Origin of the sequence: Chroococcidiopsis sp. CCNUC1 (assembly GCF_023546805.1) — a bacterium.
GTDB classification, from domain to species: domain Bacteria; phylum Cyanobacteriota; class Cyanobacteriia; order Cyanobacteriales; family Chroococcidiopsidaceae; genus Chroococcidiopsis; species Chroococcidiopsis thermalis.
Map to the genome: position 1 here is coordinate 3,813,039 of NZ_CP097480.1, position 24,435 is coordinate 3,837,473.

28 protein-coding genes are annotated in these 24,435 nt (G+C 45.2%); 19 read left to right on the forward strand and 9 right to left on the reverse strand.

What is annotated here, in order from left to right; translation table 11 throughout:
• Positions 1 to 301 precede the first annotated feature (301 nt).
• From M5J74_RS17775 to M5J74_RS17825, 11 genes are all read left to right on the forward strand, one after another.
• On the forward strand, positions 302 to 820 hold the full coding sequence (locus tag M5J74_RS17775; protein WP_106167421.1) for a phycocyanin subunit beta: 519 nt from the start codon (positions 302 to 304) through the stop codon (positions 818 to 820).
• Between the two features lie 97 nt (positions 821 to 917).
• On the forward strand, positions 918 to 1,406 hold the full coding sequence (cpcA, locus tag M5J74_RS17780; protein WP_106167420.1) for a phycocyanin subunit alpha: 489 nt from the start codon (positions 918 to 920) through the stop codon (positions 1,404 to 1,406).
• Between the two features lie 150 nt (positions 1,407 to 1,556).
• On the forward strand, positions 1,557 to 2,435 hold the full coding sequence (locus M5J74_RS17785; RefSeq protein ID WP_106167419.1) for a phycobilisome linker polypeptide: 879 nt from the start codon (positions 1,557 to 1,559) through the stop codon (positions 2,433 to 2,435).
• Between the two features lie 89 nt (positions 2,436 to 2,524).
• Positions 2,525 to 2,848 carry a phycobilisome linker polypeptide gene (locus M5J74_RS17790; protein ID WP_015155413.1) on the forward strand — a complete coding sequence of 108 codons (324 nt, stop codon included), beginning with the start codon at positions 2,525 to 2,527 and terminating at the stop codon, positions 2,846 to 2,848.
• A 57-nt stretch (positions 2,849 to 2,905) separates the two neighbouring features.
• Positions 2,906 to 3,145 carry a phycobilisome linker polypeptide gene (locus M5J74_RS17795; protein ID WP_015155414.1) on the forward strand — a complete coding sequence of 80 codons (240 nt, stop codon included), beginning with the start codon at positions 2,906 to 2,908 and terminating at the stop codon, positions 3,143 to 3,145.
• 16 nt (positions 3,146 to 3,161) lie between these two features.
• Complete coding sequence (locus M5J74_RS17800) at positions 3,162 to 3,980, forward strand: HEAT repeat domain-containing protein (protein WP_106218287.1); 819 nt, start codon at positions 3,162 to 3,164, stop codon at positions 3,978 to 3,980.
• 79 nt (positions 3,981 to 4,059) lie between these two features.
• Complete coding sequence (locus M5J74_RS17805) at positions 4,060 to 4,698, forward strand: HEAT repeat domain-containing protein (RefSeq protein ID WP_106218286.1); 639 nt, start codon at positions 4,060 to 4,062, stop codon at positions 4,696 to 4,698.
• 84 nt (positions 4,699 to 4,782) lie between these two features.
• On the forward strand, positions 4,783 to 5,622 hold the full coding sequence (locus tag M5J74_RS17810; protein WP_250012640.1) for a phycobilisome rod-core linker polypeptide: 840 nt from the start codon (positions 4,783 to 4,785) through the stop codon (positions 5,620 to 5,622).
• 114 nt (positions 5,623 to 5,736) lie between these two features.
• Complete coding sequence (locus tag M5J74_RS17815) at positions 5,737 to 6,480, forward strand: phycobilisome rod-core linker polypeptide (protein WP_106167415.1); 744 nt, start codon at positions 5,737 to 5,739, stop codon at positions 6,478 to 6,480.
• A gap of 220 nt (positions 6,481 to 6,700) precedes the next feature.
• A complete protein-coding gene (locus M5J74_RS17820; RefSeq protein ID WP_015155419.1) occupies positions 6,701 to 7,462 on the forward strand; it encodes a phycobilisome rod-core linker polypeptide in 762 nt (253 codons plus the stop codon).
• A 227-nt stretch (positions 7,463 to 7,689) separates the two neighbouring features.
• A complete protein-coding gene (locus tag M5J74_RS17825) occupies positions 7,690 to 8,163 on the forward strand; it encodes a hypothetical protein (RefSeq protein WP_106168164.1) in 474 nt (157 codons plus the stop codon).
• A gap of 113 nt (positions 8,164 to 8,276) precedes the next feature.
• Here the strand turns inward: M5J74_RS17825 and M5J74_RS17830 are convergent, their stop codons facing one another.
• A complete protein-coding gene (locus tag M5J74_RS17830; RefSeq protein ID WP_250012641.1) occupies positions 8,277 to 9,149 on the reverse strand; it encodes an NAD(P)-dependent oxidoreductase in 873 nt (290 codons plus the stop codon).
• 291 nt (positions 9,150 to 9,440) lie between these two features.
• On the opposite strand from M5J74_RS17830, the gene rplU reads away from it, so the two are divergent.
• The 5 genes from rplU (at position 9,441) to M5J74_RS17855 (ending at position 12,150) form a co-directional block, all read left to right on the forward strand.
• On the forward strand, positions 9,441 to 9,848 hold the full coding sequence (gene rplU, locus M5J74_RS17835) for a 50S ribosomal protein L21 (protein WP_106168163.1): 408 nt from the start codon (positions 9,441 to 9,443) through the stop codon (positions 9,846 to 9,848).
• A 96-nt stretch (positions 9,849 to 9,944) separates the two neighbouring features.
• Positions 9,945 to 10,232: a 50S ribosomal protein L27 gene (gene rpmA / locus M5J74_RS17840; RefSeq protein ID WP_015155423.1), complete on the forward strand. Its 288-nt coding sequence runs from the start codon at positions 9,945 to 9,947 to the stop codon at positions 10,230 to 10,232.
• A 360-nt stretch (positions 10,233 to 10,592) separates the two neighbouring features.
• Positions 10,593 to 10,853: an AbrB/MazE/SpoVT family DNA-binding domain-containing protein gene (locus tag M5J74_RS17845; protein ID WP_015155424.1), complete on the forward strand. Its 261-nt coding sequence runs from the start codon at positions 10,593 to 10,595 to the stop codon at positions 10,851 to 10,853.
• Positions 10,847 to 11,173, forward strand: coding sequence for a type II toxin-antitoxin system PemK/MazF family toxin (locus M5J74_RS17850; RefSeq protein WP_181246392.1), 327 nt, complete (start codon positions 10,847 to 10,849; stop codon positions 11,171 to 11,173). Before M5J74_RS17845 ends, M5J74_RS17850 begins: the two co-directional genes overlap by 7 nt.
• A gap of 2 nt (positions 11,174 to 11,175) precedes the next feature.
• Positions 11,176 to 12,150, forward strand: coding sequence for an XdhC family protein (locus tag M5J74_RS17855; RefSeq protein ID WP_250012642.1), 975 nt, complete (start codon positions 11,176 to 11,178; stop codon positions 12,148 to 12,150).
• Between the two features lie 44 nt (positions 12,151 to 12,194).
• On the opposite strand, the gene M5J74_RS17860 is transcribed toward M5J74_RS17855, so the two are convergent.
• Positions 12,195 to 13,157 (reverse strand): DUF6263 family protein, encoded by a 963-nt coding sequence (locus M5J74_RS17860; RefSeq protein WP_250012643.1) that lies wholly within the window; start codon positions 13,155 to 13,157, stop codon positions 12,195 to 12,197.
• 208 nt (positions 13,158 to 13,365) lie between these two features.
• On the opposite strand from M5J74_RS17860, the gene M5J74_RS17865 reads away from it, so the two are divergent.
• Entirely contained in the window at positions 13,366 to 13,932 is a 567-nt protein-coding gene (locus tag M5J74_RS17865; RefSeq protein WP_250012644.1) for a hypothetical protein, read from the forward strand.
• Positions 13,933 to 13,942: 10 nt separating this feature from the next.
• Here the strand turns inward: M5J74_RS17865 and pyrR are convergent, their stop codons facing one another.
• Positions 13,943 to 14,479 (reverse strand): bifunctional pyr operon transcriptional regulator/uracil phosphoribosyltransferase PyrR, encoded by a 537-nt coding sequence (pyrR, locus tag M5J74_RS17870; protein WP_250012645.1) that lies wholly within the window; start codon positions 14,477 to 14,479, stop codon positions 13,943 to 13,945.
• Between pyrR and M5J74_RS17875 the strand changes: the two genes are divergently transcribed.
• Positions 14,480 to 14,710, forward strand: coding sequence for a hypothetical protein (locus M5J74_RS17875; protein WP_250012646.1), 231 nt, complete (start codon positions 14,480 to 14,482; stop codon positions 14,708 to 14,710).
• Between the two features lie 41 nt (positions 14,711 to 14,751).
• Here M5J74_RS17875 and M5J74_RS17880 read toward each other — a convergent pair whose 3' ends face one another.
• The 6 genes from M5J74_RS17880 to pilM all read right to left on the reverse strand — a co-directional run bounded on the left by M5J74_RS17880 (position 14,752) and on the right by pilM (position 22,973).
• On the reverse strand, positions 14,752 to 16,038 hold the full coding sequence (locus M5J74_RS17880; protein ID WP_015155430.1) for an aminopeptidase P N-terminal domain-containing protein: 1,287 nt from the start codon (positions 16,036 to 16,038) through the stop codon (positions 14,752 to 14,754).
• 195 nt (positions 16,039 to 16,233) lie between these two features.
• Complete coding sequence (locus M5J74_RS17885; protein WP_250012647.1) at positions 16,234 to 16,737, reverse strand: hypothetical protein; 504 nt, start codon at positions 16,735 to 16,737, stop codon at positions 16,234 to 16,236.
• Between the two features lie 575 nt (positions 16,738 to 17,312).
• The gene (locus M5J74_RS17890) at positions 17,313 to 19,445 is read right to left on the reverse strand and encodes a type IV pilus secretin family protein (RefSeq protein ID WP_250012648.1); all 2,133 of its coding nucleotides are present in this window, start codon (positions 19,443 to 19,445) and stop codon (positions 17,313 to 17,315) included.
• Positions 19,446 to 20,319: 874 nt separating this feature from the next.
• Positions 20,320 to 21,069: a hypothetical protein gene (locus tag M5J74_RS17895; RefSeq protein WP_015155433.1), complete on the reverse strand. Its 750-nt coding sequence runs from the start codon at positions 21,067 to 21,069 to the stop codon at positions 20,320 to 20,322.
• Positions 21,066 to 21,776, reverse strand: a complete 711-nt coding sequence (locus tag M5J74_RS17900; protein ID WP_250012649.1) for a PilN domain-containing protein — start codon at positions 21,774 to 21,776, stop codon at positions 21,066 to 21,068. The genes M5J74_RS17895 and M5J74_RS17900 overlap by 4 nt, the downstream gene beginning before the upstream one ends.
• A gap of 72 nt (positions 21,777 to 21,848) precedes the next feature.
• The gene (gene pilM, locus M5J74_RS17905; protein ID WP_106170308.1) at positions 21,849 to 22,973 is read right to left on the reverse strand and encodes a type IV pilus assembly protein PilM; all 1,125 of its coding nucleotides are present in this window, start codon (positions 22,971 to 22,973) and stop codon (positions 21,849 to 21,851) included.
• 128 nt (positions 22,974 to 23,101) lie between these two features.
• Here pilM and M5J74_RS17910 point away from each other — a divergent pair, with 128 nt between their 5' ends.
• The gene (locus tag M5J74_RS17910) at positions 23,102 to 24,424 is read left to right on the forward strand and encodes a sugar ABC transporter substrate-binding protein (protein WP_250012650.1); all 1,323 of its coding nucleotides are present in this window, start codon (positions 23,102 to 23,104) and stop codon (positions 24,422 to 24,424) included.
• Positions 24,425 to 24,435: the final 11 nt, after the last annotated feature.

The window sequence follows — 24,435 nt, forward strand, 5'->3', positions numbered from 1 at the left end:
TAACAATTCGTAATAAATAATGCACTTATGGCGTTGTATAAACATAACCTGGAGGGATCAATAACAGACAGAAGTTCAGCAAAACTCAGGAAAAAAACAAGTTGGATATTTTCTCATAAAAGTAGAAGTTTTTCTCATAATTCTGACGACAACATAACAATCGTTGGTAGAGGAAATAAAAAACCAGCTTAACCGAGGATGCGGCTCGTGTTTGTTGTGATTCATTCCAAACTTGATAAAACACCGCCAATTTTAATCAAAAAAACTGCGCTCAACTTTCGCAAGTAGGAGAAATTAGTTCATGTTAGACGCATTTGCAAAGGTTGTTGCTCAAGCCGACTCCAGAGGCGAGTTCCTGAGCACCGAGCAATTTGACGCTCTTTCCGGTCTAGTAAGAGATGGTAACAAGCGCCTGGATACCGTAAACCGCATCACCAGCAACGCTTCCACCATCGTTACCAACGCTGCTCGCGCTTTGTTTGAAGAGCAGCCCCAGTTGATCGCTCCTGGTGGTAATGCTTATACCAACCGTCGCATGGCTGCTTGCTTGCGCGACATGGAAATCATTCTGCGCTACATCACCTACGCTGTAATGGCAGGTGATGCAAGCGTACTCGACGATCGCTGCTTGAACGGACTGCGCGAAACCTACCAAGCTTTGGGAACTCCTGGTTCTTCCGTAGCTGTAGGCGTTCAAAAAATGAAGGAAGCTGCTGTCAAGATTGCTAACGATCCCAACGGTATCACCCAAGGCGACTGCAGCCAGTTGATGTCTGAAGTTGCTAGCTACTTCGATCGCGCTGCTGCTGCTGTTGCATAAGTAAGGCTTTTAGCGATTAGCAATGACTAGCTAAACGCCAATCGTCCTTAACCTGACCCAAGTTAACCAACTGCAAATATTTAGAGAATTTCAAACAATGAAAACACCAATTACTGAAGCAATTGGCGCTGCCGATACCCAAGGTCGTTTCTTAGGCAACACCGAGCTACAAGCAATCAACGGTCGTTTCGATCGCGCTGCTGCTAGCATGGAAGCTGCTCGCGCTCTGACCAGCAAAGCTCAACAACTCGTTGACGGTGCTGCTCAAGCTGTATACAGCAAGTTTCCTTACACCACCCAAATGCAAGGACCTCAGTACGCTGCTGACTCACGCGGTAAATCCAAGTGCGCTCGCGATATCGGTCACTACCTGCGGATGGTTACCTACTGCTTAGTAGCTGGTGGTACAGGTCCAATGGATGAGTACCTAATCGCTGGTTTAGACGAAATCAACCGTTCCTTCGATTTGTCTCCTAGCTGGTACGTTGAAGCTCTCAAGCACATCAAATCCAACCACGGTCTGTCTGGACAAGCTGCTAACGAAGCTAACACCTACCTCGACTACGCTATCAACGCTCTAAGCTAGAGAGCATCAAGCTTGCCCAGAGAGGGGTGCAAGTGCTGGATCGAGAGAACTAGCAGTTGCACCTAGCTCTGGGCATTGTTTTTCGCATGTGCCAGAAAACCAATAGTCAGCAAACCCACTTTAAGATTAGTTGCTTCGGGAGAGCGGTGTATGAGCGTTTTACCAGCAGATATTTTAGCAGCAGCAGGACGGCTGGGTATTTCTGCATTTGATGCCTCATCCAGAGTCGAACTACGACCAGATTGGACAGAGGAAGAATTGCAATCGGTCATCCGAGCCGTGTATCGTCAAGTTTTAGGTAACGATTACGTGATGAAGGCAGAACGCCTGACTTCATCTGAATCTTTACTACGGCAAGGAAACTTTACTGTCAAAGATTTTGTCCGCGCTGTTGCCAAATCAGATTTATACAAAAACAAGTTTTTCTATCCCAATTCCAACCAACGCTTTGTCGAACTCAATTTTAAGCATTTGTTGGGTCGCCCTCCTTACGACGAGGCAGAACTAGCCTATCATACAGAGCTTTGCGAAGATGTGGGCTACGATGCCGAGATTGACTCTTACTTAGATAGCGTTGAGTACGACAACAACTTTGGTAACAATGTCGTACCGTACTATCGTGGATTTTCTGTCGAACCAGGATCGAGAACAGTAGGCTTTAGCCGGATGTTCCGCCTCTATCGCGGTTACGCTACAAGCGATCGCGGTTCGATTGGAGGCAAATCCCCCCGCCTCATGGGAGAAATCGGTCGCAACCAATCTTCTACCATCGTTCAACCGTCTAGCGGTACGCGCTGGAATTTTGGTGCAGCGATTCCTAAAGATTCAGCTCCCAAAAAAGCGATCGGCGGGACACAAGAAGAAAGCGGACGAGTCTACCGGATTGAAGTCACGGGACTATTGCAACCAGGTTATCCCAAAGTGCGCCGGAGCAGCACTGCGATCATGGTTCCCTACGAGCGGTTATCGCAGAAGCTACAGGAAATCGCCAAAAAGGGTGGCAGAATCGTCAGCGTGAATCCAGCTTAGCAGTCATTTGTCATTCGTCATTTGTTCCAATCAATGACAAATGACAAATGACAAACCACACATTTAATCATTGCAGCGCCTCTTAAACTATGTTTGGTCAAACCTCACTTGGCAGTGGTAGGCTCAGTAACGCCGAAAATCGCATATTTCGCTATGAAGTTGAGGGGATGCGTCAGACTTACGAATCTGACCAATTGAGCTATCCCATTCGCAGTAGTGGCAGTTTTGTGGTTACGGTTCCCTACAACCGCATGAACGAAGAAATGCAGCGAATTCACCGCATGGGTGGCAGAATCGTGAGCATTGCACCCGTAACTTTTGATGGCGACGGTAAACCTAAAAGCGATGCGACCGCAGCTCATCAAAATGTCAAAGCCGAAGGCAAAAGCAAGGCGACAAAAGCCGATAAATAAAGATCGGAGATCTGCACTTAACTGAATAGCTTACGGTTATATGGAGATATAGAAGCAATGTTCGGTCAAACAACTGTTGGTGCAAACGGAGTTTCCTCCGCCTCTAGCCGGATGTTTCGTTATGAAGTCGTAGGCTTGCGGCAGAACGACGAAACCGACAAAAATAACTACGAGATCCGTCGCAGCGGTAGCGTATTCGTCACCGTTCCTTACAGCCGGATGAACGAAGAAATGCAGCGGATTACTCGCTTGGGTGGCAAAATCGTCAAGATCGAACCACTATCGACTGTGAAGTAGGCATAGGTTTGACGCAATGGAGTCTAGTGCGGAAGAACTAGAGGTAGGAGCAACGGGATTAACGGTGGAACAAGCGATCGCCAACCTGCGATCGCCAGATCTGAGCTTGCGTTATTACGCAGCTTGGTGGTTGGGCAAATTTCGCGTCCGAGAACCAGCCGCCGTTGATGCTTTGATCGCTGCCCTAGAAGATGAAGCCGACCGGACAGAATTAGGCGGTTATCCCCTGCGCCGTAATGCAGCAAGAGCCTTGGGCAAGCTGAGCGATCGGCGAGCAGTCCCAGGGCTTATTTGCTGTTTGGACTGCGACGATTTCTACGTCAGAGAAGCCGCAGCCCAATCTTTAGCAATGTTAGGCGATTCATCTGCTATCTCCGCTTTAGTGAAACTGTTAGATGGCGGCGTTGATGCTGCCGTTGACGTACCAGGTAGACCCCATCTGACTCAGCCCTACGATAGCGTTCTCGAAGCTTTGGGAGCGCTACAAGCCAAATCAGCCATTCCTCTGATTCAGCCATTTACAGAGCATCCGAGTCCCAAAATCCAATATGCGGCACTGCGGGCAATGTACCAGCTGACTCAAGAAGATAGCTACGGACAGCGCTTATTAGCTGGGTTGAACAGCGACGACCTGAAATTGCGGCGGGTCGTTTTATCAGATCTAGGGGCAATTGGTTACGTCGGTGCAGCCGCAGCGATCGCCTCCTGTAGGGCGGAAAATAGCTTCAAACTTCTCTCCCTCAAAGGACTCCTAGAGTCGCAACTGCAAACCCAGCCTACTCAACTTTCCGATTCAGCCATCCATTTGATGAGTCTGATGGATTCCTTATTGTAAAGGCAAGAGGCAAAAAGTGTAGAGTTTAGCCTCTCTCTCTCTTTCCCCAGTCACTAGCCACTAGCCACTAGCCACTGCCATGACCACCTCAACCCAAAACCTCATTCAAGCCGTAGATCGGGCAGATTCGCCCGAAAGCTTGGTGGCGGCGGTGCGATCGCTGGCAGCAGCAAAAGATGAGGCGGGGATTGCAACTTTAATTGCCGTACTGGGTTACAACAACCCAGTTGCCGCAGTAGCAGCGGTAGAGGGGTTAACGCAATTGGGTGCGAAAGCAGTACAGCCATTAATTGATAAATTGGATGGCTATAACTACGGGGCGCGGGCTTATAGCATTCGCGCTATAGCTGCGATCGCCGACCCTCTTGCTTTAGAAGTATTGGCGACAGCAGCAGCGACGGATTTTGCTCCTAGCGTCCGCAGGGCAGCTGCTAAGGGTTTGGGTAATCTGCATTGGCAGAATATTGCCACTCCCGCCGATCGCGCCGCAGCACAGCATCAAGCCCTGGAAACCTTACTCTCAGTCTCTCAAGACTCCGACTGGTCGATTCGTTACGCGGCTGTGGTGGGCTTGCATGGTTTGCTACAACTATCAGACCTGCAAGCAAAAATTCAGCCTCATTTAATCCAAATTATTGAGTCCGATCCCGATTCAGCAGTCCGCGCCCGCGCCCAACTCGCGCTCGGCGTTTCCGCAGATCGGTACGGGCGGGTTTAACCGCAGAATTATTTGTTCTAGTACAGCTTGCTTAAAAAAACCCGCCCCTACGACAACCAACAACTGTCAACTGATAAGTGAAAAATGTCAATACCATTACTTGAAGTCAAACCCTCCAGCCAAAATCAGCGGGTTGAGGGTTACGAAGTTCCTAGCGAAGATACGCCGATTGGCTATCGCTTCACAGATACTTCCTCGGTATCGGAAATCGATGAAATTATCTGGGCGGGTTATCGCCAAATCTTCAGCGAACACCTGATTATTGAAAGCTATCGCCAGCCTTTCCTCGAATCTCAACTCCGCAACCGCGCTATTACCGTGCGGGATTTTATTCGCGGTTTGGGTAAATCGGATGTCTACCGCGAATTAGTTGGAGAAACCAATTCTAACTATCGCTTAGTGGATATCTCCTTTAAGCGGTTTTTGGGACGCGCTACCTATAACCAAAAAGAGCAAATTGCTTGGTCGATTGTCATCGCCACCAAAGGTTTGAACGGCTTTATCGATGCGATCGTCGATAGCGAAGAGTACCGCGAAAACTTCGGCAACGACATCGTACCCTACCAACGTCGTCGTTATAAAGGTCGTCCCTTTAACTTGGTAAACCCACGTTATAACGGCGACTGGCGCGATCGCGAAAGTATCCGCAACTTGCAAGGTCGTGGCTTCTACAGCGCCCGCAAGACTGGCGATGTTACTAAAGAAGTGGTACGTCGGGCAATTCCCTCTAACTTCTTGGCAATGGCTGGTAGTATTTTGACCCCAGAAGTCAACTATCAGCGATCGCGCGATCGGGTTCTCTCTCAAATCTCAACAATGGAGATCCCCGATACAACACGCAAAGACACATTGCCCCAAACTACGATCAAACCTACCAAAGTCGCTTTACCCTACGACTACATTCCCTCCGCTCCGAGGAATTAAGGACAAGGAAGACAAGGAAGACAAGGGGGACAAGGAAGACAATTCAATTGGCAATTCGCAATTACTCCCGACTCCCACTCTCCCACTCCCCACTACTCACTACTCACTGTACATATGTCAATACCTCTACTCGAATACAAACCCAGTTCGCAAAATCAGCGGGTGGCTGGTTACGAAGTTCCCAGTGAAGATACTCCTTGGATTTATCGCTTGGAAGATTGTATCGACCCCAGCGATAATCAAGAATTGATTTGGGCTGCGTATCGCCAAGTTTTTAGCGAACACGAAATTCTCAAGTTCTATCGCCAAGAACAGCTAGAATCTCAACTGAAGAATCGCGCTATCACCGTGCGGGACTTTATTCGCGGTTTAGCTAAGTCAGAATCGTTCCGCCGCTTGGTGGTAGAAACAAACTCGAACTATCGACTCGTAGATATTGCCCTAAAGCGGTTGCTAGGACGTGCATCTTACAACAAAGACGAAGAAATTGCTTGGTCGATTAAAATTGCTACCCTTGGCTGGGGTGGTTTTGTCGATGCACTAATTGATAGCGAAGAGTACCAGCAGAATTTTGGCGATACTACCGTACCCTACCAGCGGCGACGGTTCAAAGACAGACCGTTTAACTTGGTGACACCACGTTACGCCGACTACTGGCGCGATAAAGAGGAAACCGAACGCTATAAATCTGGTGCGATTAGCAACTTCTTTGATATGGCGCGATCGCTGAATATTAGAACCGTAACACCCCAGCCAGTTAGCACGGCTAATATTAGCATTCCTGATACGTCACGGAAGGAAAAATCAGCAACGCCAGTTTCAATCAATCCCTCAGCAAGTTTTCCCGTGCGGCTGTAATTTTGCAAGTTTAATAGTAGGAAAATCTAACAGCCACAGATTGACTTACTCACGAACCAACATTCTGCCTACCCTACGTGGGATAATAAGCTAGAAAGCTCTATATATATAGGCTTTGCTTGTTTCAAAAACTTTCCAATTCATGGAAAGCGATCGATAAATTCAGTTTGAATTTATCTGTTTTCATTTTGTGCGATTAACCTAGACGGGAGAATCCCTCATGGCACTGCCGTTACTCGATTACAAACCAACTACGCAAAATCACAGAGTTCGCAGCTTCGGCATTGCGGATCAAAACGAAGACACTCCATACATCTATCGTGTGGAAGATGCTAACTCTCCAGCAGAGATTCAAGAGTTAATTTGGGCTGCTTACCGTCAGGTATTTAGCGAACACGAAACTCTTAGAATCAACCGCCAAACTCAACTAGAATCGCAGTTGAAGAATCGTGCAATTACCGTGCGCGACTTCATTCGCGGCTTAGCTAAGTCGGAAAGATTCTACGAAATGGTAGTTTCAGTTAATAATAACTATCGGCTTGTAGATATTTGCCTCAAGCGTTTCTTAGGTCGTTCTTCTTACAACAAAGAAGAACAAATTGCTTGGTCAATTGTCATCGGTACGAAAGGATTCTACGGTTTAGTAGATGCCTTGCTAGACAGCGATGAATACACCGATGCATTTGGGGATTACATCGTTCCTTTCCAGCGCAAGCGGATGGAAGGTAGACCCTTCAATCTCGTTACCCCTCGTTACGGTGACGATTTCCGCGAAACTGCTGGTACAGTCAAAACAGACTGGCGCTTTACCCTGGATCAGTTCTACAGCCGCAAGTCGAAAGAACGACAACTACGGGAAGGCGATCCTCGCAAGTATGCTGATATGGCAGCATCGATTAATAACAAAGGTAATTACGCTCAGCGCGTTTCTGCCTTTGACCTTGACTATCTAAGTCTAGTACCATCCCGTGGTAGAAAATAGAGTTGATTAAATTTCAGCTTTATTTTTGATTTAATTCACTGGGTCTAGTTTCCACGCTGATTCGACTTATAACTAACGGTTTTGCTGTAAGTGATGAGTTGAGTCAAGTGGCGATTAGATCCAGTAATTTTTTGTCCTCGATCTTTAGTCATCTGTCATTGGTAAGATATTTTATAGTCAGCTTGCATGTCTGGGCGGGTAAAGATGCCCAATCCAGAAGAGTGGGAATGGAGAACCATTTTACAATTGAAGAAAGAATTCAGTTTCTAATTAGTAAGTTGCGCAAGCAAGTTAAGCCAATACACAGAGATAATGCTTTGCGATTATCGGCTGATGCCTTGGAACAAGTTGAAACGATCGCCGATATTGCTACTAAAGCACATTACTTAAACGAATTGGCGATCGCGTGTATAGAAATAAAATTAGCAGATAAATGTTTGGAAATTTTAGATCGAGCCTTAGAAACTACTCAAGCAATTCCCACTCGAATTACAAAAGTAACTGAACTTATTAAAATAGGTAGTATGTATGTCAAGCTCGGTATAGAAGATCGAGGATTAGATCTATTAGATCGAGCTTTACAACTTGCCAAAACATTAGAAAGTGTTGACGAGCGAGATTATGCTTTAAGCGATTTAGTCTCTGCTTGCGAAGACATTGGATACAATACTTTAGCAATTTCGATTGCTAAGCTAGTATAGCAGTTCTAAATGATTTGTAAAGTAGGCTTCTAGCCTGCTCCACGTTCATGAATCAAATAGGATTGCTTATAGAAGATAAATAACAAGCTGGTGCGATCGCAAACGGAACAAACTTACCCTCGCAACATCTCTAGTTCTTCTCTTACAGAAAGCGGCTGATATCCCAAATGAAAAGCCTTAGAACTATCTAAAGAAACATCAGCAGGTCGAGGTGCAGCCATTTTTACATCTTGCTGACGACACGATTTTAACCTAGTTGCAGGAAGTTGAAATACCTCTACCAATAACCGACCAAAATCATAACGCGATAACCGCTCTTTTCCACCTAAATGAATCATACCTTGAACCTGCTTCTCTAACACCATCAACAACCCTTTAGCCGCCGTCGTACCGCTAGCAGGAGTACGAAATTCATCTGTAAATAATGCTAATTCTTTTCCATCTTTTAGAGTTTGCATAAAAGGCTGTATAAAACTAGTAGCTGTTGGCGTTGCCATACCAAACATTAAAGGCATTCGGCAAATTGTTGCTAGAGGATAGCGTGCTAAAATTCCCTCTTCAGCTTGAACTTTTTGTTCTCCATAAGCATTCACAGGAGATACCGGATCTGTTTCCCGATAAGGCGCATTTAAACCGTCAAAAACTAAGTCAGTAGAAGTAAAAATAAAGGGGATGCCAAAATCTGCACACAATCCAGCAATATTTAAAGAAGTCGTAACATTGATCGCGTATGACTCTTCTGCATGAGTTTGGCAATAATTGGGACTTGATTGCGCCGCAGTATGGATTGTAGCTGAAGGTTGAATTTGTTGAAACAGATGCTTGAGTGCTTGAAAATCCCGTAAATCGATTTTAAGCATCGTCACGCCTGGAATTTCTATTTCATGGGAAAAGTACGTACTATATACATCCCATTGCTGTTTTGCCATCTGACATAAGTGCCAACCTAAAAAACCACTTGCGCCTGTAACTAAAAGTTTTTTCATGCGATCGCTTTATGATAACTAGCGGATGTTACCCCTTTTTTCAGAGGGTTAGGAGATCGAAAATCTGCGCTACTCACGAAAAGAGCCGAATCGGTTGGATATTTCAGTAGGACGTATGGATGTTAAGTTGTTATCAGATGAGCAATTTTATTGACTATCACGACTATCTAAACATATAATTAGAGATTGTCTGTCTAATTCTGGCTCGGATCAGGTAGACCGAAAACAAAAGCTGAACTGTTCTCAAATCTGAGCAATCAGCTACCTGTACGGCACAATCCTTATAATCTCATGACCTACGCAATTATTGAAACCGGTGGTAAGCAGCTGAGGGTAGAACCAGGGCGTTTTTATGATATCGAACTCCTGGCAACCGAACCTGATGCAACAGTGACTATTGAAAAAGTTTTGTTGGTGCAGCACGATGGCAATGTTACCGTCGGGCAACCGTTAATTAACGGAGCAACCGTAGAAGGAACGGTGGTGCGCCACCTGCGGGGACGTAAAGTCTTGGTGTACAAGATGAAACCCAAGAAAAAGACGCGCAAAAAGCGGGGACATCGGCAAGAAATCACCAGACTGATGATTGACTCGATTAACCTTAATGGTTCCAAGTTGACAGCTCAAGCAGCGGCTACGACTGAGACTTCAGCTAGTCAAGCACCTGCTGAAACCACAGAGGAAACTGCATCAGAATAGAATGAGGGTGCGATCGCTACATTCTTAAATCTTGGGTAGATCGCGCTTGGCTCGCAATAATGAAGTAGAGATAGAAAAAATAGCGCAGAGGACACAATGGCTCATAAGAAAGGAACAGGTAGTACTCGCAACGGTCGCGACTCTAATGCTCAACGGTTAGGTGTTAAGCGTTTCGGCGGTCAAGTCGTGCGGGCAGGTAATATTTTGGTACGGCAACGGGGAACGAAGTTTCACCCTGGTAACAATGTTGGCATCGGTAGCGATGATACATTGTTTGCCCTGATTGATGGCGTGGTGACATTTGAAAGAAAGGGTAAAAGCCGCAAGAAGGTGAGCGTATATGCTCCTGCAACTGCGGCTGAACCCGCAGCAGCTACGGCGTAGAAATATTAGGGGCGAATCGAATTCGCTTCTACACAGGCAAAGTCTGCCAAGCGGACTAAGAGTTATTAAGGCTACTGGCTACGTGCAGTAGCCTTATTTAGTAGCAATGTGTTTCAGCTCAAGTTGACCAAAACAATTCAAAATTCAAAATTCAAAATTCAAAATTCAAAATTTAAGAGAGTACAGTCGAGAACAGCCATCTACGATTGAGCGTGGTTTTCGGTCAGTAGCGTCTACAAGCTCAAACGCGACCGTAATGCGTGAATTTTGAATTCATAATGCGCGAATTCCAAGGGAGGGGTTGACTGCCTACTTTTTTGGTGTTTACAATGTAATTACAATATAAGCATACTCAAAATTATGGGTACGGGTATCAGAACTCGCATTGTCAGAATTGGTAATTCTCAAGGCATCCGCATTCCTAAACCACTATTGGAGCAAAGTGGTATTGATACAGAAGTAGAGATTGAAGTTCAAGACGAGTGCTTAATTGTGCGTGCAGCATCGCGATCGCGTATCGGCTGGGATAAAGCATTTGCTGCAATGGCAGAACAAAAAGATGATGTTTTACTTGATGATGTCAATATAACAGAGTGGGATCGGACTGAGTGGAAATGGTAGTTAAGCGTTTTGATGTGTTTCTGATTAACCTCCATCCTCCCACAGTTGGTAGTGAAATTCAAAAAACAAGACCGTGCGTCATCGTCTCACCAAATGAAATGAATCACTACATTGCCACTGTTATCGTTGCGCCGATGACAACAAAAGGTCAGCCGTATCCTACAAGGATCGCTTGCCAGTTTCAAGGTAAAGATGGGCAGATCGTTTTAGACCAAATTCGCACTGTTGATAAAACTCGATTGGTCAAAAAACTCGGTCAAATCAATTCCAACGAACAAAAAGCTGTTTTGGATATCCTCGCCGAAATGTTTGCAGAGTAAAAATGACTATCAATTGCTACCAGCAACTCGCTCAAGCATTAGAAAAAGGAGCAGTCGTAATAGCAACCGCGATCGCCATTCAAGGCTCGGTTCCCAGGGAAGTAGGAGCCAAGATGATTATCTGTGCTGACGGTCGTACCTACAATACCATCGGTGGGGGTGCGGGAGAGGCAAAAGTCATTCGCCAAGCCATGATAGTGCTGGAAACAGGCGAAAAGCAATTGGTAGAGATCGATCTGACTGGCGCACCCCAACGGCAAACTCAAGGAATTTGCGGTGGAGTCATGCAGATATGGTTGGAAAGGTGGTCTGGTCAAGAGGCGATCGCCCTTGTCGATCGAATTCTCGATTTACTCCAGTCGGGACAGACAGCTACTCTCGTCACTCCTTTTACCCTTGACAAATCGCCATATTTATTATCAGAAAATACTTTAATTGCCACCGAAGAAGCTTTTATTGAAACTCTACAACCGCCACCAACTTTATTAATTGTCGGAGCGGGACACGTAGGAGAACAATTAGCAAAAGTCGCTCATACAATTGGATTTCAAGTTATTATTCAAGACGATCGCCCCCAGTGGGCAAATAGAGAACGCTATTCCCAAGCAACAGCGATTTATAACCAAGCGATCGCCTCAGTTGTGGCACAATTAGCAACTCATACGCAACTTTATGCAGCACTGGTAACGCGGGGTTTTCAGTACGATTTAGCAGCTTTAAAAGTCTTATTAGCTCGAAATCCTGAGTGTAAATATATTGGTACGATCGGCAGTGAAAAGCGGGTACGTCAGGTGATTCAAGCGCTAGAAACAGAGGGTATGGCTGCAAATAAATTGCGATCGCTCTATGCACCGATAGGTTTAGATATTGGGGCGCTGACACCAGAAGAAATTGCTGTAAGTATCTGCGCTGAATTAATTTTAGTGCGTCGAGGTGGTACGGGTCGTTCTTTATCGCAGCTAAGCTTGGGCGAATAGAATTCGCCTGATGCTAAATTTAGCGCCTTCATTATCAGATAGTGTTACTTCGATAGAAGATTAAGTCTCATGTAAAATTTGCCGTTTCTAATTGCTTCGCCTGCCTTACCAGCCTGCTGAATACTCATTTCATTTTTAGAGTTCGCAATCAGATTAGCACGCAGCGGAAAAGGGCGATCCAGTTGCATCATCAATCGCCCATCACCTTTGGATTCAAGCGATTTTAGAGTTACAGTAGCTCCATTTGGTATCCCTGGTAGAGTTAATTTTTGTGGGTTAGCGTGCTGCTCAAACCACATATTTAAAGTTGCTATATTATCTTTTAGATTAACTAACTCATATGTTATTGTTTGCTGAACGCTCATTCCCAAAAGAGAAGGTGTAGTTGTGACGCGCCATTTGGCTCCAATACCAATAGCTTCTTGAGGTAAAGGTGAAGACATTTGGTCGAAAGAAGTTGACATCTGCTCTGAGAATTGTTTTAAGTTTGCATCTGACTTCTGAGACGTTGCAAATTTAGCTGTTTGAATTTGTCCCCGATTATCAATTATGAAAGATCCACTCGTGCCAACCATCTTTTTCATTTGCGATCGCATTGCTTCCAATACCTGCGGTGGCAAGCTGCTAGAATTCATCACATCTACATTAGAGTAAGACGATTTAAAGTGAATGTTACCGTTAGGTTCGACTTTTGTTACTACTGTATCTATAGCAACTGTTATCGGTGGTAGATCGACTTTCGGCATTGTTTGACCTGCCATAGATACATCTGTATCCATTTGTAAGGTCATAGTAGATGTTTGTTTTGCATTTGCCTGGGGACGAAAGCGTAGTTCTTGCCGTGGTTCATTTCCTGCTTCTAAAAGTTCGACTTGAGGCTGTGCCGTAGCAAATGCTATTTGAGTTTTTGCTTGTTGCTTAACTAGGGATGGTGTTTCTGCATTTACCGTTAATCCCGCAGCAGTAACTAGACAACAAATAGAACTGTATAACAATAGTTTTTTCATATGTTTTTGGGGAATTGATAATTGGTAATTGGCGATCGTGTGTCACGCACCAAGCACCACTCTCTACAAAAACATATGCTTTATGAAGATATATTTCCAACAGTGAAAATACAGATTTAAATATCTGGTATTCTCACGGAAGCAAATTTAGCGCGATCGCACGGATTATCGAAATAATTACCGTTTGCATATCTATGGTTTTCTATTTATGAAAAAGAACTCTATCACTTGGTTTCCCGCTACAGGTGCTTGGATGAGTGCCATTCTACTAACACTGTTGATGGGAGTCGTCACGCTAATTATTAAACAAACTAGTATTCCCTTGAGTCGATTCATTGGCGAACATTTATCGACTAAGATGAGTTGGTGTTTATCCGTTTTATCTTTGCTTGCACCAATTCTGATTATTGCCTTCATTCATCATTGGCTCCACCTCTTATTAGACCGCTTTTTCCCCGATACTCAATCTGCTACAACAGAGGAAAGCGATAGCTTTTTTCCTGGTTTAATGAGTTGGTGGGAAGGGCTATTTGCTTGGTTAGCGATCGCAGTATCTACAATCTTGGCTATAGCAATTATTATTGCAATATTTCCCTACGATTCTTCAGAAAATTCTCTAATTAAATACTTATTGATGTTGTCTGCTTGGGACGATCCGAAACATTTATTTTCAGCACCAGTTATCGGGCGGACTATTATCGCCGCTTACCTATATCATTTTGAATATCTCGTTCGCTGTCGCGTCCAGGCTGAAGTCACTTCCAGCCGTTGGTAATGCTATTGGTCTAATTTCCAATTAACTCTACCGCATCTCTGCCATCCAAATCTTGCAAAAATACCTTGACTTGTTCGTCTTTTGCTGTAGGTAGCTGTTTGCCGATAAAATCTGGATGAATTGGCAATTCACGATGACCGCGATCGACAAGTACCGCTAACCAAATCGATTCTGGTCTACCATACTCGTTTACAGCATTGAGGGCGGCGCGGATCGTCCGCCCTTTGTAAATAACATCATCTACTAATAAGACTATTTTGCCAGTTAGATCTAGCGGAATGTCACTCTTAGCTGGTGTTCGTACACCAATTTTATCTAAATCGTCCCGATAGAAAGTAATATCTAACGCCCCCACATGAACAGAAACACCTTCTAGCATTTCAATTTGGCTGGCTAAGATTTGCGCCAAGGGAACGCCTTTAGTGTGGATGCCTAAAACAACCAACTGGGAAAGGTCGCGACACCTTTCTACAATTTGAGAAGCAAGGCGGTTAACCGTTCGCCGGAGTTCATCGGCGGAGAGTATCTCAACGACTTTTGGAGACATATGGGGGACAAGGGGGACAAGGGGGACAAGGGGGACAAGGGGACAAGGGGGACAAGGGAGACAAGGGGGACAAGGGAGACAAGGGGGACAAGGGAGACAAGGGGGACAAGGGGACAAGGGGGACAAGGGGGACAAGGGGGACAAGGGGACAAGGGGGACAAGGGGGACAAGGGGGACAAGGGAGACAAGGGGGACAAGGGGGACAAGGAAGCAACCACCAATTACCACTGATAACTGATAACTGGTCACTGGTCACTGGTCACTGGTCACTGTTACTTAGGTACTCCTGCGGTTAAGATTTCGTGTCCGGTTTCGGTGACGAGGACATCATCTTCAATCCGAATACCAATTCCTTCCCAACGCGGATCGATCGCGGGTTGTCCTTCGGCGGGTTGAGTCTGCGGTACAATGTAAAGTCCTGGTTCTACTGTCAGTACTTGTCCTGGTTGTAAAATTTGAGGGGAGTCACCGTGTTGATAAACACCGACATCGTGAACGTCTAACCCTAGCCAATGTCCAGTACGGTGCATGTAGAAGGGTTTGTATTTTTCTTCTTTAATTAAATCGTCAATTTGCCCTTGCAGGATGCCGAGTTCGACTAGACCTTCGGTGAGGACGCGGACGGCGGTATCGTGAAAAGCGCTGTAGGGATTGCCTGGTTGAACTTGGGCGATCGCTTGTTTTTGCGCTTCTAGTACAATGTCGTACAGTGCTTTCTGCTCGCCTGTAAACTTGCCATTCACGGGAAAGGTACGGGTAATATCGGAGTTGTAATAACCGTAGGCGCAGGCTGCATCAATTAATAGTAAGTCGCCATCCTGCATCTGGCGCGTATTTTCGATGTAGTGCAGGATGCAAGCATTGTCTCCCGAAGCCACAATTGAAGGGTAGGCTACACCCGTCCCACCCCGCAAGCGAAAGATGCGTTCCATTTCCGCTTGAATTTCGTACTCGTAACGTCCTGGACTGGCGATTTCTTGGGCGTAATTGTGTGCCTCAACAGAAATAGCAGCAGCTTGTCGCATCAATTCTAATTCTGCTTGACTTTTTACTAGTCTCATGCTGTGTAAAATTACGCCAGCATCTTCAATGGCGATTGGTCCCGTACCGCGTTTGGGATAAGTTGCCATGAGACGCTGCCAGTGGTGCAGGACTTTTTCGTTGAAATTGCGATCGCGTCCCAGACGATAGTAGATTTTGTCTGCTTTTTCTAAATACTGCGGCAGCTTTTCATCAAGTTCGGTAATCGGATAAGCTTCGTCTGCCCCATAGATTTCTTTTGCCCCTTCTACGCCGCAACGATAGCCCGTCCAGACTTCTTTTTCTCTTTCTTTGGGGCGGACAAATAAAATAAAGCGATGTTCGGTGTGGTGTGGTGCTAAGACAGCCACGGCTTCTGGTTCGTCAAACCCTGTCAAATAAAAGAAGTCGCTATCTTGGCGAAAGTTATATTCTACATCGTTATGCATGACTGCCATTGGCGCACTGCGAAAAATTGCCGTGCCGTTGCCAATCTTAGCCATCAACTGTTCGCGACGCTGGCTGTACTCTGCTTGCATAGCTGCTCGATCTGTAGGCTTTTATCAGTATTGTAGATGGAACAGCTATTTTCAGTTATCAGGGAGCAGTGACCAGTGACTTCTGACTTCTGACTTCTATACGGGCGGGTTTACCAATTGTCTTTGACTCTGACCAGTATTTCTGGTGAACCCGCCCCTAAAATTTTTGACTTTTAACTTTTGACTTTTGACTTACTAGCCAGCATATCCCTGAATGTTTTCTGGTTCAAACGATCGCAGTATCCGTGTTGCCTGTCGGGTTAGTTCTTCTGTACCTTCTATGACAATTAGATACTTGCCTGCGTTCAGGCGGTTGCGATATGGTAATGCGTCGCCACTACCTACAGATAAACCTACGCCTCCACCGACGAAATACGCGCCTAATCCGCCGGAAACTGCGCCTAAGACACCTGCAATTAGATGGTTGCCGATCGCGCCTATTGCAGGGATAATTTCAATACCCGTGAGTAAGTTGAAGAGATAGCCTGCGGCAAAGCCAAAGGGTACGAGCCAGGTTACGAGTCTACTTGCTCCTTTACGGGCTTGTTCGTTGGGGTTGATGAAACCGAATTCGTCTGCACTTTTGTAGCCTTGACCTAAGATGTTAATTTGATCTTTGGGTAGTCCTTCTTTTTCAAGTGCTGTATAGGCTGCTTCTGCTTGGATGCGGTTTGGTAAGACTGCTACTAGATAATTCATGGTTTTAAAGAAAATGTCACGCAAAGACTAGCCAGTGCGTTGCGGGGGTGGCGCTATCGCGGACTTCGTCGCCCCCCGTTGTAGCAACTGGCGTGCAAAGGCGCAAAGGGTTGCCTTAGATTTTTGTAGGGATTGGGAAGGTTTTTAAGAGAGAATGTGCTAGTGAAAGTCAATAATAGGTTGGAGAAGTAGCATAATTGCACCTACAATTACAAAGGACAGAGTTGTCCAAAAAAAGATTCTCATATTGTTTTCCTAATTTATTTAGATATTATCTAGCTGAACAAATATAAATAGAGATGACATCTTTCTATAGAGCCACTTACAAAATGTATGTGTCAGACTTTAGATAGAAGCGATCGCTGAAAATAGCGATCGATGATAGTTATAAAAAATAATAAAAAAGATGCGAAATTTCGCATCCTACAGGAAATTTAACTTAGCATAATTTTCAGCGATCGCTACACTAGCACTGATTCCATTGCACCCTTTTCGATCTATTGCCCCCCTTTTTAAGGGGGGTTGGGGGGATCTTCCGTGCCGAAGTTTGAAATCAATGGTAAATCTTTAGCGATCTATCGACTACTATTAGGTGCTTGAACTTTGCGATTTTGGCTGCGTTCTAACATTTGACGCGCATCAGGACTGGGATTATAGTTATATCCCATAGATGACGATCGCTCTGAATCGTCAATAATTTGAGGAGTCAACAACACGATGACTTCTTGACGTTGGTTCGTCTTATTAGTACTTCTAAATAGCGCACCAATAATAGGAATATCACCAAGGATAGGAACCTTGCTAACGTTGGTTCGGTCTGATTCCTGAATAATACCTGACAAGATTAAAGTTTGATTATCTCGCAGGCGAATTAGCCCAGAAGTCAGCGATCTGTCGTTAATCAAAGCAATTTCATCGCCTTGGGGCGTTGTAGCTGTTCCTTGTACCGCTGTTACTGTAGGAGCTACAGATAGGGCAACAAAACCATTGTCATCAACTCGTTCGATCTTAATTCCAACAGTCAAACCTACTCGCTCTTTTTGAATCGTCGTGCTATCTTGAGGAATAGTTGTTGTACCCCCAGTAATGGTTCTGGTGACGTTGCCTACCACTTGTTGTGTCAAGTTGACAGTAGCCTGCTGCCCCTCTTGAACGATCAGAGTAGGATCGGTCAAAACCTTGGCATTGCCACTAACGATTTGAGCTTGTAAACGAGATAGAAACTGTTTGGCAAACCCAGGCTGTAGCGCTACATTTCTTTCAGATCGAGGATTCCTCGTACCGAAATTAATAATTCCACTGCCGCGATCGTTTTGTAAGAAAGTATCACCCAGCCCAAACGAAAAGCTAGTATTAATGTCTTCAGTTGCTAAGAGGTTAATATCAGCAATCTTGACGTTAATTGCAACCTGACGACGGCGAGAGTCGAGTTGGATTAGTTGAGCGCTAGCCACCTGAACTTGCTTGGGAGAACCAATCAGTGTAACGGAGTTCGTCCGCTCGTCACCGACGACTTCTAATCCCCGTAGTAGGGGTGTAGAGTCTTGAAAATCGATCCGTTGGGTTTCGATCCGCGTCTCTGTACTGGTTTGGGTTTGTGTTGCGGGAGCTTGTCCGCCACCTACAGGTACAGCTTGAACGCTGGTGATCGTGCGTTCGCGGCTGACGGCACTTTCTGCACCCATTGCGACCAAAAAGTTAAGTGCTACGCCTACCGTGACTTGATTCAGCCTGTAGCTGCGCGTGACTAGATTACGAGCCTCATTAGGCAGTCTGGGACCGACAAAAATCGTGCGTCCTTCCCGATTGGCTTGCAAGCCTGTAATCCGCAGTACGTGATTGAAAACATCTTGTACGGACTCGTCTTGAATATCGAGAGTGACTCTGGGTCCCTCAGCCCCCCCTGCTCCAGGCGCAGTCGGAGCTGGTTGACCTTGTTGTCCTTGAGGTGTGGCTGTCGTGTAAGCTAAGTTGAGACCAGCAGCACGGGCGAGTAAGGAGAGGACTTCGCGCACGGGAGCATCCCGCAAGACTAGGCGCGGTACTCGTTCTTGGCTGCCAAGATCGATCAGAGCTGGAGAAGCATCGGTGTTGGAAATTGCCATATCTCCCACGGGTGGGGCAACCGCTCTAGGCAAGAATGGCGGTTCGGCTTGATTTCCGCGCATTGGTGAGGGTGGTACTGGCTTTCCGTCAACCGTAATTTCTGGATTGGGAAAAAGGGGTTTTTGAACTGTTACCGATTGCCCTGGTTTAAATGTCGTACTAGATGTTGGAGCGGGATTTGCTTGGGCAATTCTTTCTGGCGTAGAGCTAACGCTAAACGTTACACCTTGACCATTACGTTGCATTTGACCGCTGGGAGCATTGGTAGTACCAGTGACCATCAGCCGGATGCTATTAGAGTCGAGTCGGGTAACAACTACTGAATCAATGCCTGAAGTTGGCTTGGTTTGACGGAAATCTTGTCCTTCGGGTAAGTTCAACTGAGCGTTACTAATATCTGCAACTAGAGTTTTACCCTGCTGGCTGGTTAAGACTTGGGGACGAGCCGTGGTGGAAGTCTCCAAAACCACATTTAAGCCGTTATTTGTTGGATCTAGCTTGACTCCTGTTACCTTTGCAGGTTTTGCCCATACTGGCGGCGCTGCAACGAGTGCGACTGCTACCCCGATAAATAGTATGTTACTACCTTGAAGCTGTTTCACAGTTCTGTTTCTACTTTGAGTAAAGTTTAGGTATTCTACGCGCATTGCAGGCGATCGCCTTAAATTTGAAAGCGAATAAACGCAAATTCGCCTGACAATTTACAGAAATAGAATGAGTTATAACAGTTATCAGTTATCAGTTATGATTTCATTCCTTAGATGAAAGAACTATTTTTTAAGAACTGGAAAGCGCTTTTGTAGGATAAATTCCTGACTATGCACTTGATAACTGTTTGCTGAATTAAGGAGATAATTTCACCTGAAAAACTCCACAAGCAAGCTAACTTTATTTCGGCATTTTTCCCAAGCGAATTTTTACTTATAAATCTTTGACTTCATCTTGGTATTATCTCTAATCTCAGTAAATATACGGTAATTTTGTTACATAATGATATCTACAAAATTAGATAATTAGATTGCGATCGCAACCTCATATTTTAGCTCCAATGCCACATAGCGATCGCAATACTTGTATGGGACGGATTTAGTAGCGTGTCTCGAATTTATACGAGATTTCACTAGAAAATCCACCCCTATTAACAATTCAAAATTATATAGCAAGCCTAAATCATTCATGAATAATAGATGATTTAGCTTTGGTGGGCAACGCCCACCCCTACATCTCGATTAGTGATGCAAAGATCTTGGAAGATCCCCCAACCCCCTTAAAAAGGGGCTTAAGTTCCCCCCTTTTTAAGGGGGGTTAGGGGGGATCTTTTCTTAACCGAAAAGTATTGTTGCCCACCCTACTCACTTTGACGACTTGATTGCAACATCTATAAGGGCGGGTTTATCAATGTCTTCAGTTAAATTCAGCGATTTTTGATAAACACGCCCCTACAAACTGACCGCTATTTAATTCCAAATTCCGAATTTATTTCTTTGCTTCGGCTGCCTTAGCCGCTGCCGCTGCCGCTGCTGCTGCTTCCTCTGGAGATACGGGAATCAGTGCCTGTAATTTAAAGGAAGTATCGATATTTGGCGCACCGCCAGCACGTTTTCCATCCTTATCGGTAGCAGCTACCATTGTCGATTGATAGTCTCTCACGATTAATAATGGTTGCAATCGTTCAATACTTCGGAAAATCTCTTGAGTTTGGTCAAATGTTCCAGAGATATTAATATCAACTATTCGACGTTTGAGTTTGCCGTTGACATCAGAGCCAAGCGAACCATCTGAAATCGTTTCGGCTGATTGATTGGCGGGAGTAAATTTTTTCAATTTAGCAGTAGCGTTTTGCTTGCCATTAACCGACTGTACGAGTCGATTTAAATCGATTAGTAGCGTATCGAGCGTACTTTCATTAGCAAATAAAGTTAAAACATCTGCTTTTTGCTGTTTCGCTTTCGTTAATTCTGTTTCTACTTGCTGCTTCTGCGCCATGCTAGCGGATTTTTGCTGCACCAAGTTTTGCTTTTCATTTTGTTTTGCTGTTAGCTCGTCATGCTTTTGCATTGCTGGCGTGACGAACGAAGTAAACAAGTAACCCCCCAAACCAAGACCAACAACTGCTAGCAGCGCGCCGCTAATCGTTGGAGTTAGAGTCACGCCAAAAACAGTAGGATAGGACGGTGCAGCCTCAAAATCTTCTTCTACAGAAATAAATTCTTCACTAATAGTCATGGTTGAATGACTCCTTTTTGTTGCAGGGTGCGAATCCGAGTCACCAGTCCTAATGTCCCTTTACGCTCTAACTCTTGGAGCAGATCGGCGGCTGGGACATTACTTAAGTTAGATTGAATTGTATATCTCACAAGTGACGGTGGTTTTACGGCTGATTTTTCATTCGATGCCGCAGCCTCGGCTAGTTCTGCTGAAATAATTCGCGTGTCAGTCGCTTGGAAGAATGCTGACTGTTTCAGAGTTAATAGGAAATCGTTCACGTCGCTAAACGATCGCGCTTTGCCAGTAATTTCAATTCCACCCGCTGGGTTTGCAGATGGTGGTGGAGCTGCATTACCCGCTGCCGCAGGCGGTGGCGCTGCGCCAGATGAGGCGATCGCCGGAATTTGCTTGATCGATTCAATTTGCACTGCTCTGGGAATGCGATCGCGCAAGTCTTGTAACATTGCCGACCAAGGGCGAATTTGGTTGAAAACAGTAGCTAATGCTTTCGTATCCGTTTGCAATGTGCTAGTTTCAGCCTGAATTTTTTTCAATTCTTCTTCTTGCAAGCCCAAGCGGTTTAACTCTGCGTCTAACGCAGCTAGTTTGTTTTCCATCTGGGTGTTTTGCGTTTGTAACAACAACCACCAAGCCCCAACCACCACTGGAATCACCGCCGCTACAGCCGCTCCGACAAATAGAGGTGTTTGACCGACCGCTGACATCCGCGTTTTGCTTCCACCAGTCGCAAACCCTGACTTCTGGGGGCGCGGTCTTTGAGAAAATTGACATCTAAACTATACATTGCCCCATGCACCTCTGAGTCCTAAACCGATCGCCGTTCCCAATCCCGGTCTTTGCATTGGAGTAATTTTCTCCTCGTCTACATCTAAAGACAGTGCTGCTACTGGATCGATTGGCGCTGTGGGAATGTTTAACTTTTGTTGGAAAAATTCACTCAAGTTGCCCAAACCACCGCCAGGTCCGCACAAAAGAACCTGTACCATTTCCAAATTCTCACTTTGACTGAGGTAAAAATCAATCGAGCGACGCAATTCGTCTGCTAATTCGGCTAAAACCCGCATCACTGCCAAAGTGCCAGAATCTACATCTGGCATATCTTCTGGTTCGTCATCATCATCTCCACTAGTCAGTGGCAGATTGAATGACTCCAGCATTTGAGTGTCCCTAGATGCAGGTAAATTCATCGATCGCAGGAGAGCGCTCTGCATTTGATACGTCCCAATCGGAATAGTACGGGAAAATTGCGGCACTCCATCAACAATAATGGCAATTTCTGTATTATCAAATTGAACATCGACCAGCGCTACGCCTTCATTCGAGTTATATGCCCGTAATTGCTCCCGAATCGTGCGAATTAAAGCAAAACTGTTAATTTCTATGACATTAACTTTTAACCCTGCATGTTGGAAGGTATCCATATAGGTGTCTGTAACTTGCTTGCGAGTCGCCACCAGCAATACTTGTACCTTCTCAATTCCATCTTCATCGACGAAGTAGCCTAGCTTTTGATAGTCAACATCAGCTTCTTCGCGCGGGTAGGGTAAGTACAAACCAGCTTCATGATTCAGTACCATTTCCCTTAGTTCTTGGTCATTTAGCTCTGCTGGCAAGGGAATTAGCCGCACGATTGACTCTCGCCCAGGCACGGCTGTCGCTACCCATTGGGCTTTGATTTTAGTGTCAGTTAGTGCCTTTTGAATTAATTCTGCCAGGGCTGGAGGGTCAGCAATTTGACCATCTTGAAACAGCCCTTCTGGAACCGGGGTGGAGGAAAAAGCTGTCAGTTTGTAACCCTGTCGCTGCTTTTTCAGTTGAGCTATATTAATTCGTTCAGGAGCTAGTTCAATGCCAACTCCACATCCACGCTTTGTCAGTAAACTTTTGAGACGGTCAATCACTGTTTTACTACTTGTCTATGAAGTAAAGAATTAGTCTAGCTGAAAGACTTGATACTCATTACAGCTACTCAATTTAACCTAGAATCACCAAGCTTGTTCAATGAATACATACGATCTTAAAAATGTCAATGACCAAAAGACTTGTAAATAGATTACAACCATCGAAGTTAATAATTCTTACCTTATTAGGTTTTGTTCTGAGTTGGGTAGTCAGTTGCGGTAGTGGGAACGTCGCTACTCAAGCACCTCAATCTAACTCTAACAGCCAAGAAATTGAGTTTTGGACGATGCAGTTGCAACCAGAATTCACCGATTTTTTCAACCAGAAGATTCAAGCTTTTGAAAAAGAAAATCCTGGGATGAAAGTCAACTGGGTAGACGTACCTTGGTCGGCAATGGAGAGCAAAATTTTAACATCTGTCGCAGCAAAAACAGCTCCAGATGTCGTTAACTTAAATCCAGATTTTGCTTCTGTGTTAGCTGGTCGCAATGCTTGGCTGACATTGGATAATAAAATTTCGCCCGAGGTACGTTCCACTTATTTACCTAACATTTGGCAAGCAAGTACGCTCGACGGCAAAAGTTTCGGCATTCCCTGGTATCTCACCACGCGAGTTACGATTTATAACAGCGATTTACTCAAACAAGCAGGTGTTGCCAAGCCGCCAGCAACTTATGCAGAACTGGCGCAGGTGGCGAAGCAAGTTAAAGAAAAAACAGGTAAGTACGCCTTTTTTGCCACGTTTGTCCCAGAAGATTCATCGGAAGTGCTGCAATCTTTTGTTCAGATGGGGGTAACCTTGGTAGATGACAAAGGCAAAGCAGCATTTAATACACCCGCAGGCAAAGCCGCTTTCCAGTACTGGGTAGATTTGTATAAACAAGAACTCTTACCTCAAGAATCTTTAACCCAAGGGCATCGCCACGGAATTGAGATGTATCAAGCAGGAGAAACAGCTTTATTAGGGACGGGAGCAGAATTTCTCAAAACAATTTCAACTAATGCCCCAGAAATTGCCAAAGTTTCTGCTGTTGCACCAGAAATCACCGGAACCACAGGTAAAAAGAATGTTGCCGTGATGAATTTAGTGATTCCCAAAGATAGCGATCGCCCCGACGCAGCGATAAAATTTGCTTTATTTGTGACCAACAGCGATAATCAACTCGCCTTTGCCAAAGCCGCCAACGTCCTCCCTTCAACAATTCCCGCCTTGGCTGATAGCTATTTCAAATCCGTGCCTACAGGGGATAAATCTGAAATGGATCGGGCGCGGGTGGTGAGTGCTAGCCAGTTAAAACAAGCAGAGGTGCTAATTCCCGCAATGGAGAATATCAACGTCCTCAAACGCGCCATTTACGAAAACCTCCAAGCCGCCATGCTGGGAGAAAAAACCGTCGATGCAGCGATCGCCGATGCTGCGAAAGAGTGGGATGCTAAGGCTGGAAAATAACGGTTCTATGT

Bases quoted from the DNA above. Each gene is read 5' to 3' on its own strand.
- M5J74_RS17775 (WP_106167421.1), top strand. From the start codon at position 302: ATGTTAGACGCATTTGCAAAGGTTGTTGCTCAAGCCGACTCCAGAGGC.
- cpcA (WP_106167420.1), top strand. From the start codon at position 918: ATGAAAACACCAATTACTGAAGCAATTGGCGCTGCCGATACCCAAGGT.
- M5J74_RS17785 (WP_106167419.1), top strand. From the start codon at position 1,557: ATGAGCGTTTTACCAGCAGATATTTTAGCAGCAGCAGGACGGCTGGGT.
- M5J74_RS17790 (WP_015155413.1), top strand. From the start codon at position 2,525: ATGTTTGGTCAAACCTCACTTGGCAGTGGTAGGCTCAGTAACGCCGAA.
- M5J74_RS17795 (WP_015155414.1), top strand. From the start codon at position 2,906: ATGTTCGGTCAAACAACTGTTGGTGCAAACGGAGTTTCCTCCGCCTCT.
- M5J74_RS17800 (WP_106218287.1), top strand. From the start codon at position 3,162: ATGGAGTCTAGTGCGGAAGAACTAGAGGTAGGAGCAACGGGATTAACG.
- M5J74_RS17805 (WP_106218286.1), top strand. From the start codon at position 4,060: ATGACCACCTCAACCCAAAACCTCATTCAAGCCGTAGATCGGGCAGAT.
- M5J74_RS17810 (WP_250012640.1), top strand. From the start codon at position 4,783: ATGTCAATACCATTACTTGAAGTCAAACCCTCCAGCCAAAATCAGCGG.
- M5J74_RS17815 (WP_106167415.1), top strand. From the start codon at position 5,737: ATGTCAATACCTCTACTCGAATACAAACCCAGTTCGCAAAATCAGCGG.
- M5J74_RS17820 (WP_015155419.1), top strand. From the start codon at position 6,701: ATGGCACTGCCGTTACTCGATTACAAACCAACTACGCAAAATCACAGA.
- M5J74_RS17825 (WP_106168164.1), top strand. From the start codon at position 7,690: ATGGAGAACCATTTTACAATTGAAGAAAGAATTCAGTTTCTAATTAGT.
- M5J74_RS17830 (WP_250012641.1), bottom strand. From the start codon at position 9,149: ATGAAAAAACTTTTAGTTACAGGCGCAAGTGGTTTTTTAGGTTGGCAC.
- rplU (WP_106168163.1), top strand. From the start codon at position 9,441: ATGACCTACGCAATTATTGAAACCGGTGGTAAGCAGCTGAGGGTAGAA.
- rpmA (WP_015155423.1), top strand. From the start codon at position 9,945: ATGGCTCATAAGAAAGGAACAGGTAGTACTCGCAACGGTCGCGACTCT.
- M5J74_RS17845 (WP_015155424.1), top strand. From the start codon at position 10,593: ATGGGTACGGGTATCAGAACTCGCATTGTCAGAATTGGTAATTCTCAA.
- M5J74_RS17850 (WP_181246392.1), top strand. From the start codon at position 10,847: ATGGTAGTTAAGCGTTTTGATGTGTTTCTGATTAACCTCCATCCTCCC.
- M5J74_RS17855 (WP_250012642.1), top strand. From the start codon at position 11,176: ATGACTATCAATTGCTACCAGCAACTCGCTCAAGCATTAGAAAAAGGA.
- M5J74_RS17860 (WP_250012643.1), bottom strand. From the start codon at position 13,157: ATGAAAAAACTATTGTTATACAGTTCTATTTGTTGTCTAGTTACTGCT.
- M5J74_RS17865 (WP_250012644.1), top strand. From the start codon at position 13,366: ATGAAAAAGAACTCTATCACTTGGTTTCCCGCTACAGGTGCTTGGATG.
- pyrR (WP_250012645.1), bottom strand. From the start codon at position 14,479: ATGTCTCCAAAAGTCGTTGAGATACTCTCCGCCGATGAACTCCGGCGA.
- M5J74_RS17875 (WP_250012646.1), top strand. From the start codon at position 14,480: ATGGGGGACAAGGGGGACAAGGGGGACAAGGGGGACAAGGGGACAAGG.
- M5J74_RS17880 (WP_015155430.1), bottom strand. From the start codon at position 16,038: ATGCAAGCAGAGTACAGCCAGCGTCGCGAACAGTTGATGGCTAAGATT.
- M5J74_RS17885 (WP_250012647.1), bottom strand. From the start codon at position 16,737: ATGAATTATCTAGTAGCAGTCTTACCAAACCGCATCCAAGCAGAAGCA.
- M5J74_RS17895 (WP_015155433.1), bottom strand. From the start codon at position 21,069: ATGACTATTAGTGAAGAATTTATTTCTGTAGAAGAAGATTTTGAGGCT.
- M5J74_RS17900 (WP_250012649.1), bottom strand. From the start codon at position 21,776: ATGTCAGCGGTCGGTCAAACACCTCTATTTGTCGGAGCGGCTGTAGCG.
- M5J74_RS17910 (WP_250012650.1), top strand. From the start codon at position 23,102: ATGACCAAAAGACTTGTAAATAGATTACAACCATCGAAGTTAATAATT.